The organism is Streptomyces sp. NK15101 (assembly GCF_020400725.1).
Taxonomy (GTDB): Bacteria; Actinomycetota; Actinomycetes; order Streptomycetales; family Streptomycetaceae; genus Streptomyces.
The window spans coordinates 24270-37185 of record NZ_JAINVG010000048.1 but is presented as its reverse complement, the minus strand read 5'-3'; the positions used below and the strand labels follow the sequence as shown (position 1 = coordinate 37185).

Annotated in this window: 12 protein-coding genes; 3 read left to right on the top strand and 9 right to left on the bottom strand. The window is 73.2% G+C overall.

Annotated elements, in window-relative coordinates:
• Nucleotides 1–120: 120 nt before the first annotated feature.
• Together K7G60_RS24165 and K7G60_RS24160 are read right to left on the bottom strand one after the other, a co-directional pair.
• On the bottom strand, nucleotides 121–1449 hold the full coding sequence (locus tag K7G60_RS24165) for a hypothetical protein (RefSeq protein ID WP_225803036.1): 1329 nt from the start codon (nucleotides 1447–1449) through the stop codon (nucleotides 121–123).
• Nucleotides 1450–1589: 140 nt separating this feature from the next.
• On the bottom strand, nucleotides 1590–2069 hold the full coding sequence (locus K7G60_RS24160; protein ID WP_225803035.1) for a GNAT family N-acetyltransferase: 480 nt from the start codon (nucleotides 2067–2069) through the stop codon (nucleotides 1590–1592).
• 50 nt (nucleotides 2070–2119) lie between these two features.
• Between K7G60_RS24160 and K7G60_RS24155 the strand changes: the two genes are divergently transcribed.
• A complete protein-coding gene (locus K7G60_RS24155) occupies nucleotides 2120–2923 on the top strand; it encodes an exodeoxyribonuclease III (protein WP_225803034.1) in 804 nt (267 codons plus the stop codon).
• Nucleotides 2924–3204: 281 nt separating this feature from the next.
• Here the strand turns inward: K7G60_RS24155 and K7G60_RS24150 are convergent, their stop codons facing one another.
• Nucleotides 3205–4740: a recombinase family protein gene (locus K7G60_RS24150; protein WP_225803033.1), complete on the bottom strand. Its 1536-nt coding sequence runs from the start codon at nucleotides 4738–4740 to the stop codon at nucleotides 3205–3207.
• A gap of 197 nt (nucleotides 4741–4937) precedes the next feature.
• On the opposite strand from K7G60_RS24150, the gene K7G60_RS24145 reads away from it, so the two are divergent.
• Nucleotides 4938–5639, top strand: coding sequence for a response regulator transcription factor (locus tag K7G60_RS24145; RefSeq protein ID WP_225803032.1), 702 nt, complete (start codon nucleotides 4938–4940; stop codon nucleotides 5637–5639).
• Nucleotides 5636–7333 carry a cell wall metabolism sensor histidine kinase WalK gene (locus K7G60_RS24140; RefSeq protein WP_225803031.1) on the top strand — a complete coding sequence of 566 codons (1698 nt, stop codon included), beginning with the start codon at nucleotides 5636–5638 and terminating at the stop codon, nucleotides 7331–7333. The genes K7G60_RS24145 and K7G60_RS24140 overlap by 4 nt, the downstream gene beginning before the upstream one ends.
• Here the strand turns inward: K7G60_RS24140 and K7G60_RS24135 are convergent.
• The 6 genes from K7G60_RS24135 to K7G60_RS24110 form a co-directional block, all read right to left on the bottom strand.
• A complete protein-coding gene (locus tag K7G60_RS24135; RefSeq protein ID WP_225803030.1) occupies nucleotides 7309–7674 on the bottom strand; it encodes an SH3 domain-containing protein in 366 nt (121 codons plus the stop codon). The genes K7G60_RS24140 and K7G60_RS24135 overlap by 25 nt on opposite strands.
• 374 nt (nucleotides 7675–8048) lie before the next feature.
• Nucleotides 8049–9281, bottom strand: a complete 1233-nt coding sequence (locus K7G60_RS24130) for an ABC transporter permease (protein ID WP_225803029.1) — start codon at nucleotides 9279–9281, stop codon at nucleotides 8049–8051.
• Entirely contained in the window at nucleotides 9278–9994 is a 717-nt protein-coding gene (locus K7G60_RS24125; protein ID WP_225803028.1) for an ABC transporter ATP-binding protein, read from the bottom strand. Before K7G60_RS24125 ends, K7G60_RS24130 begins: the two co-directional genes overlap by 4 nt.
• Entirely contained in the window at nucleotides 9991–11334 is a 1344-nt protein-coding gene (locus K7G60_RS24120) for a peptidoglycan-binding domain-containing protein (RefSeq protein WP_225803027.1), read from the bottom strand. The genes K7G60_RS24125 and K7G60_RS24120 overlap by 4 nt, the downstream gene beginning before the upstream one ends.
• A 3-nt stretch (nucleotides 11335–11337) precedes the next feature.
• Nucleotides 11338–11928, bottom strand: coding sequence for a hypothetical protein (locus K7G60_RS24115; RefSeq protein WP_225803026.1), 591 nt, complete (start codon nucleotides 11926–11928; stop codon nucleotides 11338–11340).
• 189 nt (nucleotides 11929–12117) lie between these two features.
• Nucleotides 12118–12738 (bottom strand): MerR family transcriptional regulator, encoded by a 621-nt coding sequence (locus tag K7G60_RS24110; RefSeq protein ID WP_225803050.1) that lies wholly within the window; start codon nucleotides 12736–12738, stop codon nucleotides 12118–12120.
• Nucleotides 12739–12916 lie beyond the last annotated feature (178 nt).

The following is a 12916-nucleotide window of genomic DNA, read 5'->3' as shown; positions in this document are numbered from 1 at the left end:
GGTCGAAAGACCGGGCGGGATCTCGCGTTTCCGGGCGGCCCCGGCTTCCGGGCGGGCGGCCCCGGCTTCCGGGCGGGCGGCCCCGGCTTCCGGGCGGGTGGCCCGGAAGCCGGGGGTCCGTCAGCGGGCGGGCTTCACGGCGTCCGAGGTGGCCGCGCGGAAGGGGCCGGTGGCGTCGAACCGGGCGCGGAACCAGCCGGGCTTCGCGTCGGCGACGTCGGCCGAGAAGCCGTGGTCCCGGCCCGACCAGTAGGCCTCGACGGTGGTCACGTCCGTCCAGGTCCCGCCGTCACGGGAGTACTGGACGCGCACCGCCACGGTGCCCGGCGTCCAGCCGTCGGGGAAGTCCATCCCGCCCTCGACCCGCACGCCGCGGTCCTCCGTGCGGATCGCGGAGAAACGGGTGAAGACCGAGGAGCGCAGCACGGTGACCTGGGGGCTGCTGGTCTGGGCGGGGGCGACGAACGGGTCTTCGCTGCGCGTGGTCAGCAGGAAGGTGCCGGCCTCGCGCGGCGTGTAGGTGAGCGTGATCCGGCCGTCCTCGCCCGTGGTGAAGCCGCCGACGCCGTCCGACTGCCCGCCGGCCGAGGGCTCGAAGAGGATCCCGCCGCTCTGGCCCGCGAACGGCGCCCAGCCCTGCGGGGTCTCGCGTTCCAGCGTCGCCGTGAGGGTGACCGACTGCCCCAGGTCGATCGTCAGGCCGTCCGCCGGGCTCTGGACGACCCAGCGGGTGGCCACCTGCCGGATGCCGACGGGCATCGCGGAGGACTCGCCGTACAGCACGTAGGGGTGCTCGGCCGCGTGCCGGAAGACGGCCTGGATCTGTGTGGCGTAGTTCACGGTGACCGTGCTGGAGAAACGTCCCTCCGCGTCGGTGCGGGGAGTGGCCTCGGTCCAGTAGTCCACGTCGATGTCCACCGGGTGGTCCGCCAGCGGCTCGAGCTCCCGCGTGTCCGGACGGCGCCCCTTCAGGACGCCGTCCACGCGCACCTGGCGGTCGTCGGTGCCGACCTCGGCGCGGTCCGTCCGCACGTCCTCGAACACCGCCTGGACGTAGTAGGCCAGGGTGCCCGCGGAGTCCTCGGTGGTGCGGTCGCCGTCGGCGTCCGTGGCCTCGACGCGCACGGAGTAACTGCCCCAGGCGGGCAGGGACAGCGGTCGTGCGGTGCGCCACACGCCGTCGTCCGTGGCGCCGGAGGCGAGCACGAAGGCGTCGTGCTCCACAACGGCCACCTCCTGCTGGGTGACCGTGGACACGATGTGCGCCCTGATGTCCGTCACGGCGCTGTCGGAGCCGATCGAGACCTGAAGCGTGCCGAGGTCCTCCGAGACGCTCGACGCCCATCGGACGGTGGGAGCCTGGCCCTCCACGGCATGCGCCGCCGGAACACCCGCCGCCAGGAACGCGGCGGCGCCCACGGCGGCCAGTGCCGCCCGTGCTCTGAACATGTGGTCCCCCCAGGGATGTGTACGAGGTGTCGCCGTCCGCCCGGCCGTCTGCGGTCCGGACCTTCGCGGCTCCACGTGTTCTATCGCACGGACACGGCATAGGCCGCGCGAATTTCCGCCGGGGTGCGGGGAGATGGGCCTCAGACCAGGGGCTTCGCGAAGCAGCGGCTGTTCGGGTGGTCGCGGTAGTGGCCGAACCTGGCGCAGGGCTCGTAGCCGCTGGAGGTGTAGAGGGCGATGGCCTCCGGCTGGGCGGTGCCCGTCTCCAGGACCATGCGGGTGCGGCCGGCGGCGCGGGCGTCGGCTTCGAGGGCCGCGAGGATGCGGCGGGCCAGGCCCAGGCCGCGGGCCTCGGGTATCACGTACATGCGCTTGAGCTCGGCGTCGCCGTCAGCGTAGCCCTCGCCGTTCTCGTCCTGGGTGCGCCAGCCGCCCGTGGCCACCGGCAGGCCCTCGGGGTCGTACGCGAGGAGGTAGAGGCCGCGGGGCGGGACGAACATGCCGGCGTCCAGCGGTGTGGCGTCGCCCTCGTCGCCGTAGCGGACGGCGTACTCGGCCTGGACCGCGTCGTTGAGCTTGACGGCGTCGGGATGGTCATAGGGCGTGGGCTGGATGTTCATACGATGAATCGTACATGTATGCGGCGGCCGGGTGTCGGTATTCTCCCGGGATGCTCACTGTGACCAGCGTGAATGTCAATGGCCTCCGCGCCGCCGCCAAGAAGGGCTTCGTCGAGTGGCTGGCCGGCACCTCCGCCGACGCCGTCTGCCTCCAGGAGGTGCGCGCCGAGGAGGCGCAGCTGCCCGAGGGCGTGGGAAGCCCCGAGGGCTGGTTCACCGTCCACGCCCCCGCCGCGGCCAAGGGCCGCGCCGGCGTCTCCCTCTACACGCGCCGCGAGCCCGACGCCGTGCGGATCGGCTTCGGCTCCGCCGAGTTCGACTCCAGCGGCCGGTACGTCGAGGCCGACCTGCCCGGCGTGACCGTCGCCAGCCTCTACCTGCCCTCCGGCGAGGTCGGCACCGAGCGTCAGGACGAGAAGTACCGGTTCATGAGCGAGTTCCTGCCGTACCTGAAGGAGCTCAGGACCCGCGCCGCCGCCGACGGGCGCGAGGTCGTCGTCTGCGGCGACTGGAACATCGCCCACCGTGAGGCCGACCTCAAGAACTGGAAGGCCAACAAGAAGAACGCCGGGTTCCTGCCCGAGGAGCGAGAGTGGCTCTCCCGGGTGCTCGACGAGGGCGACGGAGGGTACGTGGACGTCGTGCGGGCGCTCCACCCCGACCAGGAGGGGCCCTACTCCTGGTGGTCCTACCGCGGGCGCGCCTTCGACAACGACACCGGTTGGAGGATCGATCTGATCGTCGGTACGCCGCGCCTGGCCGAGCGGTGCGTGAAGGCGTACGTGGAGCGGGCGGCGAGCCATGCGGAGCGGTGGAGTGATCACGCGCCGGTGACGGCCGTGTTCGACCTGTAGGGAGCGGCTGCCGGAAGTCCCGTCCGTCTGTCCTGTCCGCCGCAGGGCGAGCCGCATGCGGGGCGTTGAGCGCGCTTCAGGCTGCCGGGCGGGACCCGGAAGGCCCCACCCTCGGCCCGTTCTGGGCCCCAGGGCTGGGGCGGGGCGCTTCCGGCGTTTACGCGAGGGCCAGGGCTGCCGACGACTCCGGGCGGTCCGTGCTCCTGCCGCTCGCCTTGCCCGTGAGGACGAGGGTGCATCCGCCACCGGCAGCGTCATCGCCCTGTCGCTGTGAGCGGCACTCACGCCGTCTGTCGTTGCTGTTCTCCCGGCCGGGGAAAGTTGATCGACAAGCGTTCCAGCGCGCGGCGCTTCATGTCCGCGGGGCGTCCCCCTCGCCGGCCCTTCGCGCACTCCAGGCGGGTTCCCGTGTCGAGCAGCATGGACCGTCGTTCCCTGGAGTCGCCGACCCTCCAGTGATCGGCGTAGGTCTTGCCCGTGGAAACCAGCTCTGTGCGTTCCTTCTGCACCGGAGTCGCTTCCAGGACCTCGGCGCGGCCCTCCAGTGCGTCCACCTGCTCCTGCCAGATGGCGAGGCCGACACGCGATCGTCGTGAGTTGCGGACGGCGTACAGCTCGCGGAGTTCAGTGGTGATCTCCTCCAGTTCGGGACGGGGGTCGTAACCCGGGTATGTCACCCGTTCCAGTACGGGGAACCCTCCCCGCTCCTTCAGGAACTCTCGCTCTGTGTACTCCTCCACCCAGTCGGTCTTGACGGCTGCGGGGGCATCGCAGAGGAGTCCTTTGGTGCGGGCCCGGCAGACGTAGACCGAGTAGTCGTGTGCGGGTACCCGGTACATGCGGCCCTTGCAGGAGGCGCAGTGCAGAACGCCGAGCAGGAGTGCGCCGGTGTCCTTGCGGTTTCCTGCGGCCCCCTTGGGGCGTTCACCCAGCGCGTTCTTGATCTGCTCGAACCGGTCTCGCGTCAGGATCGGGCCGGGGGTGATGCTCACCGGCAGGCCGTTGCCGTCCCGTACGACGGAGCCCGCGTGGATCTGGTGGCCGAGGAGCGACGGGGACAGGAGCACGCGTTTGACGGTCTGGCCGACCCACTTGCGCCCCTTCGGGGTTCGCCCTTGCCGGACGTCGTTCCAGTCGCGGGGTGTCAGGATGCCTTCGCTGTTCAGGTGGAGCGCGATGGCGTTCGGAGCGTTGCCGTCCAACAGCATCCGGATCATCGTTTCGACGGCTTCGACGCGCTGCGGGTCTTGGGCCAGGGTCCATCCCTCGCCGGCTGGACGCTGCACGGGTGTGTATCCGTACGGCGGGAGCCCTCCGGAGTACCGCCCCATCGCCCGCAGCGCCGCGTTGGCGCTCGTGATGCGCTCCTTGATGGCCTGCTCTTCCATCTGCGCGGCGAAGGCCAGAAGCATGGTGATCAATTCGGACATGATCGAGGTCATGTCCAGTTCCAGGGAACTGCCTCCCGGGCCCTCCGCGAAGACCAGACGTTTGCCGTGGCGCTTGGCCCAGCGGGTCAGTTCGGCCATGTCTCCCATGGAGCGGACGGCGCGGTCGAGCCGCCACCAGACGATCACGTCGAAGTCGTCGGGCCCGGCAAGCCAGTCGCCCAGTTCCGGCCGTTCGAACGGAGTGGTCCGGGTGGCGGAGACATCCAGGTCCTCCGCGTGGCCGACGACCTCGGCTCCAAGGTGCTTGGCCTCCGCCTCGCAGGCTTCCCGCTGGCGTTTGGGCGACGTCGATTCGTCGGATCTGACGCTCAGTCGTACCGCGATGAGTGCCCGTAACCCTGAATGAGCGTTATTAATATTAATCATATGGATTGTTCCCTCCTTGGGCTAACTGCATCTCCAAGTCGATCGCGCCATGGGTCGACTATCAGATCGCCGGTCTCCGCCCACGAGGACCCTGGAGCGACCACGCCCCCGTGACCGCCGTCTACGACTTGTAGGCCGGTCCACCGGTCCCGCGCGGTACCGTGCTGTGAATTGACGGATCCGGGTGGGGGGATTTGGTGAACGCGCGCATTCTCGTCGCCGAGGACGACGAAAAGCAGTCACGGCTGATTCGGATCTATCTGGAGCGGGAGGGAAATGCCGTCCAGGTCGTCGCCGATGGGCGTTCCGCATTGGAACGGGTGCGTTCCGTACGGCCGGATCTCGTCGTTCTCGACGTGATGCTGCCTTTCGTCGACGGCCTCGACGTGTGCCGCATTCTGCGCTCCGAGGGATCCGACGTCCCGATCCTGCTGCTCACCGCCCGCAGCACCGAGGAGGACATGCTCCTCGGCCTGGACCTCGGCGCCGACGACTACCTCACCAAGCCGTACAGCCCGCGCGAGCTCACCGCCCGGGTCCGCGCCCTGCTCCGCCGGTCCCGGGCGACCGGCGCCGCCGCCCGGGACGAGCTGCTGCGCGTCGGCGCGGTCGAGCTCGACACCGCCCGCTTCGAGGTCCGGGTCGCCGGCCGGCCGGTGGCCCTCACCTCGAAGGAGTTCTCCCTCCTGGAGGTCCTCGCCCGCGAGCCGGGCCGGGTCTTCACCCGGGCGCAGATCATCGAGCGGGTCTTCGGCTTCGACAGCGACGTCCTGGAGCGCACGGTCGACGTCCACGTCCGCAACCTCCGGCTGAAGATGGAGGCCGATCCGGCCCGGCCCCGGCACCTGGAGACCGTGTACGGGCGGGGCTACCGGCTCTCGGAGGGGGCCGGGCGGTGAGCTTCAGGCTGCGGGTCTTCGCGCTCGTCCTCCTCGTCGCCGTGGCCGCCACCGCCGCCACCGCCTGGCTGACCCTGCGGCAGGTCACCGGCCAGCTCCGCGAGTCCGCCGCCGCCGACCGCCAGTCCGTCGCCCGGATCACCGGCGAACTCCACGCCTACGGCTCGACCCACGGCACCTGGGACGGGGTCGCCGCCACGGTCCGCGGCCTCAGCCGGGAGACCGGACAGCGCATCCGCATCGGCACCGGCAGCCAGGGCCAGATCGCCGACTCCGACGCGCTCCTCGGCCGCGACCCGCGCCCCGGCGGCACCGCGCCCCCGCTGCTCGTCGACCCCCGGCCCCGGCTGGACCTGCCCGAGAGCTTCGACCCCGGCTCGCTCGCCAAGGTCACCGGCACCATGATCCACGAGTACGCGGCGGGCGTGACGTACGCCGCCTGCCTCACCCGCGCCGGGCACACCGTCACCGTCCGGCCCGGCAAGTACGGCGTGCCCGTCCTCGGGGACGGCGGCAAGGCGCCCGGAGCCCCCGCCGGTTCGGCCTCCTGCGCCCGCGCCGGGAGCGTGTCGAACGCCGTGGAGAGGGAGAACTACGCCGCCACCGCCGTGTGCCGCGCCACCCAGCCCCCCGCGCTGCACCGTTGCCTCCAGCGGGTCTTCACCGAGCGCACCGCCGCCGTCGGCCCCCAGCCGCTCACCGTCCGCCTCGGCGCCGTCGACGACGCCGGGCAGACCCTGGCCGTCGGCCCGACCGCGCTCGTCGCCGCCGGGGTCGCCGCCGCCGCGCTCGCCTGCGCGCTGCTCCTCAGCCGGGCCGTGCTGCGCCCCGTGCGCGCCCTCACGGCAGCCTCCCGGGGGCTCGGCGAGGGCGACCTGGGGCGCAGGGTGCCCGCCTCCGGCAAGGACGAGATCGGGGAGCTCGGCCGGTCCTTCAACCGGATGGCCGACTCCCTCCAGGACAGCGAGGAGCGGCAGCGCCGGCTCGTCGGGGACATCGCCCACGAGCTGCGCACCCCGCTCGCCAACCTGCGCGGCTACCTGGAGGCCCTCCAGGACGGGGTCCTGGAGGCCGACGCCGAACTGCTCGACTCGCTCCACGAGGAGGTGCTGCTCCAGCAGCGGATCGTGGACGACCTCCAGGACCTGGCCCTCGCGGAGGCCGGCGCGCTCACGTACCACCGCAGGTCGCTGGACGCCCGCGAACTGGTCGAGGCCTGCCGGACCGCGCACAGCGCCCGGGCCGCGGCGGCCGGGGTCGCCCTGGAGGTCATGGGCGCCGGACCCGGCACCGTACGGCTGCACGGGGACCCGGACCGGCTGCGCCAGGCCCTGGGGAACCTCGTCGACAACGCGGTGCGGCACACGGCCCCGGGGGGCGGGGTGCGGCTCGAACTGGAGGAGCGGGACGAGATGGTGCGGATCGCGGTCAGGGACACCGGCAGCGGCATCCCGGCCGCCGACCTGCCCCGCCTCTTCGACCGCTTCTGGCGGGCCGACGCGTCGCGCGGCCGGGCCACCGGCGGCAGCGGGCTCGGGCTCTCGATCGCCCGGCAGATCGTGGCGGACCATCACGGGGCCGTCGAGGTGACGTCCGAGGTGGGCGTGGGCTCCGTGTTCACGGTGGTGCTGCCGGCCCCGCGGGGCGGGGCCGGCAGCGGGACGCGGGATCAGCAGGGAACGTTGGACCCGTAACCGTTCAGCAGGCTGTCCTTGATCCAGCCCGAGACGCCGGTGCTGTTGTCCCGGACGTGCGACCACGTGCCGTCCTGGCCGGACACCCAGCAGTGCAGGGTGAGGCTGTGGCTCGCCTGCGCCTGGCCGAGCGAGACGCACTCGGTCGTCGGGCCGGTGCGGATGTTCACGTAGTTCGTGTTCGTGCTGCCGGCACGGCCGTCCTTGTTCGACCAGCCGGGGCTGTAGCAGGCGGCCGCACCTTCCGGTGCGGCCACCGCCGCCGTGGTCGGCAGGACAAGGCCGCCGGTGGCCGCGACGGCACCGACGGCCACCGCGGCGAGTTTCGTCCGAAGACGCATCAATCTCTCCTGAACTCTTGGTCGTTCCCGCCCGGCGCTGCGCCGGGCGGGCCGGTTCGTTCGAGTGCGGAGAAAGAATTGCCCGACGGAGAGAATTCGTTCAATGGGCGGCCGCGGCGACGGCTGCTTTTCGGCGATGCTTTTCCGGTGGGGCCGGGGAATTGTTTCCGGACTGTTGCGCGCGCCGCCGTGACACGCCGGATTCCTCCGGTCGCCCGGATTCCGGAGCCGTGACGGGGAACGGAGAGCGGGGCGACGTACTTCCGGTCCGCCGGATTTCCCGGTTCCGGCGGACCGGGCAGCACCGGGAAGCGGCCAGTCCGGCCCGGGACGGTGCCCGGACCAGGTTGGCCGCTTCCCGGGGGGTGCGTGCGTCAGGTGCCGGCCAGGGCCACCGTCGGTTCCAGACGGCTCGCCCGGACCGCCGGATAGAGCCCGGCGAGCATCCCGATCACCAGCGTCGCCCCCACCCCGGCCGCCGTCGCCCACACCGGGACGACCGTCGGCCACCCCCGGCTCAGCGCGTACGCGGCGGTGATCACCGTCCCGAGGACGGTCCCGCCGAACCCGCCGATCACCGACAGGAGCAGGGACTCCGTGACGAACTGGGTGCGGATCTGGCCCCGGGTCGCGCCGAGGGCCCGGCGCAGCCCGATCTCCGGGCGCCGTTCGAGCACGGAGATCACCATCGTGTTGCCGACGCCGACCCCGCCCACCAGGAGCGCGACCCCGCCGAGGCCGAGCAGCAGCCCGGTCAGCGCCGACTCGGTCGCCTCGCGGGCCGCCAGCGCGTCCGACGGGCGCGAGACCTGCACCTCCCCGGGCTTCGCCGGGTTCGCCGTCGCCGCCAGCACCCCCCGTACCGCCGCGACGGCGCTGTCCTCGGTGCGGACGTACACGGTCGAGGGATGGCCGTCGAACCGCAGGTACGTCCGGGCCGCCGGCCAGCCGACGAGCGCCGCGGCGTCCAGCTCCGGGGCGAGCGGTACGGGATCGAGGACGCCGACCAGGGAGAACCAGCGGCCGCCGATCCAGACCCGGGTGCCCGGGGTGTACACGTCGAGCCGCTGGGCCGCCGTCGCGCCGAGCACGACCGCCGGATAGCGCTCGGTCGCCGCGTCCAGCCAGCGGCCCCGCCGCACCCGGCCGCCGACGGCCGGGAGGAGGCCGTCGTCAGCCGCCAGGACGGCGAGGGAGCCGGTGCGGCCGACCGCGATCCGTTCGTTGCGGTAGATCTTCGCTTCGGTCGCGCCGGTGGCGGCGACCTCGCGCACCGGCGGGATGCGGTCGATCATCCGCACCGCCTCGGCCGGGAGCTTCGTCTTCCCCCCGCCCAGGGTGGCTCCGGGCGCGACCCGCAGCAGGTTGGTGCCGAGCGCGTCGAGCCGGCGGTCCACCTCCGCCTGGCCCGAGCCGGAGATGCCGACCACGGCGATCATGGCGGCCACGCCGATCGCGATGCCGAGCGCGGAGAGGAACACCCGCAGCGGGCGGGTGCGCAGGCCGGTGCCGCCGAGCCGGACGACGTCGGCGGGCCGCAGCCGGGCCGGGCGGAGCGCGTCCCGCTCGTTCCGCGTGCTCCTTCTCCCTCGGGGGGCGGGGATCATCCGTGCGCTCCGATCGCGGGTTCCGTGGAGTGGTCCGCCACCACCCGGCCGTCGCGCATCTCGATGCGGCGGGGGAGGGCGGCCGCGATCTCCCGGTCGTGGGTGATGACGACGACGGTCGTGCCCGAGGCGTGCAGCTCCCGCAGGAGCGACAGGACGGCCGCCCCCGACGCGGAGTCCAGGTTTCCCGTCGGCTCGTCCGCCAGCAGCACCGCCGGCCCGCCGACCACCGCCCGTGCCACGGCGACCCGTTGACGCTCGCCGCCGGAGAGCTGGTGCGGCAGGTGGTGGACGCGGTGACCGAGCCCGACCCGGGTGAGCGCCGCCGCCGCCCGCGCCCGGCGGCGCCGCAGCGGGACCCCGGCGTACAGCAGGCCGTCCGCGACCGAGTCCAGGACCGGGACGCCGACCGCCAGGTGGAACTGCTGGAAGACGAAGCCGATCCGGGTGGCCCGCAGCGCCGACACCTCCCGGTCCGTCAGCTCCGCCACGTCGTGACCGTCGACCAGGACGTGCCCCGCCGAAGGCCGGTCCAGGCTGCCCATCAGGTTCAGCATGCTGGACTTGCCGGAGCCCGACGGGCCCACGATCGCGACGAGTTCGCCCCGCCGGACGCGCAGGCTCACGTCCCGGACCGCGGTCACGCCGCCGGGGTACGTCTTCGAGACCGCCCGGAACTCCACCACGGCGTCGGTGGCCGTGCCCGTGCTCACTGCGGGATCCTCACCTTCAGGCCCGCGCGCAGCGCCGGGCCGCTGACCTCCACCTTGCCCTCGGCGAAGAGGCCCGTGCGGGCGGTGACGAACCGGCCGTCCTCGGTCTCCAGGCCGTGTCCGCCCTCGGCGAGCGCCACCAGGGCGGCCACCGGGACGGTCAGGACGTTCTCGCGCTTCCTGCCCACGTACTCGACGGAGACCGGGCCGCTCTCCAGGCGGCCCAGGGAACGCTGGTCGGCGATGGTGATCGTGACCGGGATCGTGGGCGCCGCGCCGCCGGCCCCGCCCTCGCCCCCGGGCGCGGTCGCCTGCTTGCCGACCGAGGCGACCTCGCCCTTCACGGGGGTGCCGTCGGGCAGGCCGACCGTGACCTCGGTGCCGCGCACGGCCCAGGAGGCCTCCTGCGCCGAGGCGTTGACGACCACCTTGCGGGAGGTTCCCGTGTATCCGAGGACGTTCTCGCCGGCCGCCGCGCCCAGCCGGACGCTCGCCTGGCCGAGCCGGATCCGGCCGGAGGCGTACACGACGTCCCCGAGGCCGACCCGGCCGGTCTCGGGCAGGCCCAGGGCCTTCTGCCAGCGCTTGACGGCCCGTTCGGTGCCGGAGGTGAACTTCTCGTCGACGGTGAAGCCGGTGTAGCCGAGCGCGGCGAGGTTGGACTCGAACTGGAGGACGTCCATGCCGCGGAGGGGCTGCGGGGGCGCGGGGGGCGGGGGCGCGGGGGGCTGGGCCGTGCCCGTGCCCGTGCCGCCCTCCGTGCCCGTGCCGCCCTCCGTGCCCGTGCCCGTGCCGCCGTCCGTACCGCCCTTCGTGCCGTCGCCCTTGCCCCCGGCGCCTCCCGGCGCCGGGGGAGTCGAGGTCCCGGTGTCCGGGGTGGCGGTCCCGGTCGTCATGCCCAGCTCGCGGTACATCGGCAGGGCGCCGTAGAGCAGGACCACCGGCCGGTCGTCCACGCGCAGCAGGGTGTCCCCGCGCTCGGCGACCGTGCCCGCCTCCGGGAGCCAGGTGACGGTGCCGGACGCCTTGGCCGGCAGCGGTATCTCCGTCCCGTACCCCAACTGGCCTTCCACCGTAGTCCGTTCGACGAGGGTCTCCTTCGCGACCGCGACCGTGGAGCCCGCCCTCGGCGGGGCGGCGGGGCCTTCGCCCCCACCGCCGCCGAGGCCGAGCGCGCCGACCACGGCGATCGCCGCGACCACGGCGACGGCGGCGGCGACGAGGACGGTACGGCTCCGCCGCCGGCCCGGGGCGCGCGGGGGAGCCGTCCCCTCCTGCTCCGGCTCCACCTCCGCGCCTCCGGCCCCGGCCTCGTCCCTGTCCGTGAACATCCCGCTCATCGCTCAGCCCTTGCCCGGGCCCTGCTCGACGGGGTTGCCGATGATCGGCGCGCAGGTGCGGGCGGCCCTCTTGGCGGCCGCCGTGCTGGAGTCCCACTGGACGTCCCCGTACACGTTGCCGTCGGGCTCGGGGTCGGGGAAGTCGGGGGCGCCGTTCTTCTGCATGCAGTCGGCGTACTCGAACTGCTTCTTGATCTGCTCCGGGGTGAGCTTGGGGGCGAGCCTGCGCTCGATCTCGGCGGGGACCGGCGGGTGGAGCGAGGAGCACTTCTGCTGGGCCTTGACGAAGGTCGGGTTCTTCTTGAGGGCCCCGGCGTCGCCCAGCTCGACCTGGCCGTTCGCGTCGGGGTCCGGGGCGTCGATGCCGTTCTCGCGCAGGCACTTCACATAGGCGCGCACGCCCTCGATGTAGACGGCGACCTCGTCCTTGCCGTTCCCTCCGCCGGCCGTGCCCTTGCCCGTGCCGGCGGAAGAGGTGCCGTCGCCGGCCGTCGGGATCTTCCCGGTCTCGTCGCCCCCGTCCCCGCCGCAGCCGGTCAGCGCGAACGCCGTGACCGCCGCCGCGGCGGCCAGCAGCACCCGGTTCGTCCTCATCGGTTCTCCCGTTCCTCCGGTCGGGCCCGTCCGCGGGTGCGGCGGGTGGACCGACCGTAGGGCGGAGGTCATGAAGAACTGTTGAAGAACCTGTCAGGCGATCATGAGGCCGTTCCCCGGTGGGCCGGGTGCCGTTCCCGGGTGGGCCGGCGCCGTTCCCGGTTGGGGCGGGGGTCCCTCTCGGGTGGGTCAGGGAGTCTCGCGCAGCCGTCGGTCGAGCGCCATCGACAGCTCGGCCTCCACCACGCTCTTGGCGAGCGGGCGCAGCCTGCTGAGGTCGTCCTCGGACGTGTGGGCGCGCAGGAGCTCGGTGAAGAGTCCGGCGAGGGCGTCGGCGTGCTCGCGGACGCGGGCGCCCGCCTTGAGGACCTCGGCGAGCGGGACGCCCTCCCGGACCAGGGCGGCGGAGACGTCGAGCAGCCGGCGGCTGATGTGGATGATCTCCTCGCCGTCGGTGACGAGGTAGCCGAGGTCGAGCGCGGCGGCGAGGTTCTCGGCGGTGACCTCCCCGGCGAAGTGGTCGGCGAGCTCCTCGGGGGTGAGGCGGACCGGCTCCTCCTCGGAGGGGGCGGGCAGGGCGAGGACCTCGCGGACGCCCCGGCCGCTCTCGAAGGCGGTGGTGAGGTCGGCGATGCCGTTGAGGGTGTGGCCGCGCTCCAGGAGGGCGGCGATGGTGCGCAGCCGGGCCAGGTGGTTGTCGTCGTACCAGGCGATCCGGCCCTCGCGGCGGGGCGGCGGGATCAGTCCGCGCTCGCGGTAGAAGCGCAGGGTCCGCACGGTGATGCCGGCGGCGGCGGCGAGTTCGTCCATGCGGTACTCGCGGGGCGCGGGCGCGCCGTCACCCGCGCCGCCGCTCGTCGCCTCGCGCGGGTCGTGCCGTGCGCCCGTCTCGGGACGTGATCCTTCTGCCACAGCCGCAAGCCTATGTTGTACCGCCGGTAACTTTCCCTCGTCGTACCCCTACCGCTCGGTATGGAGCTGCTCTACA

Excerpts from the sequence above, each read along its gene's own strand:
- K7G60_RS24130 (WP_225803029.1), bottom strand. The coding sequence starts at position 9,281 with ATGATCCCCGCCCCCCGAGGGAGAAGGAGCACGCGGAACGAGCGGGAC.
- K7G60_RS24120 (WP_225803027.1), bottom strand. The coding sequence starts at position 11,334 with ATGAGCGGGATGTTCACGGACAGGGACGAGGCCGGGGCCGGAGGCGCG.
- K7G60_RS24115 (WP_225803026.1), bottom strand. The coding sequence starts at position 11,928 with ATGAGGACGAACCGGGTGCTGCTGGCCGCCGCGGCGGCGGTCACGGCG.
- K7G60_RS24135 (WP_225803030.1), bottom strand. The coding sequence starts at position 7,674 with ATGCGTCTTCGGACGAAACTCGCCGCGGTGGCCGTCGGTGCCGTCGCG.
- K7G60_RS24155 (WP_225803034.1), top strand. The coding sequence starts at position 2,120 with ATGCTCACTGTGACCAGCGTGAATGTCAATGGCCTCCGCGCCGCCGCC.
- K7G60_RS24110 (WP_225803050.1), bottom strand. The coding sequence starts at position 12,738 with ATGGACGAACTCGCCGCCGCCGCCGGCATCACCGTGCGGACCCTGCGC.
- K7G60_RS24150 (WP_225803033.1), bottom strand. The coding sequence starts at position 4,740 with ATGATTAATATTAATAACGCTCATTCAGGGTTACGGGCACTCATCGCG.
- K7G60_RS24160 (WP_225803035.1), bottom strand. The coding sequence starts at position 2,069 with ATGAACATCCAGCCCACGCCCTATGACCATCCCGACGCCGTCAAGCTC.
- K7G60_RS24165 (WP_225803036.1), bottom strand. The coding sequence starts at position 1,449 with ATGTTCAGAGCACGGGCGGCACTGGCCGCCGTGGGCGCCGCCGCGTTC.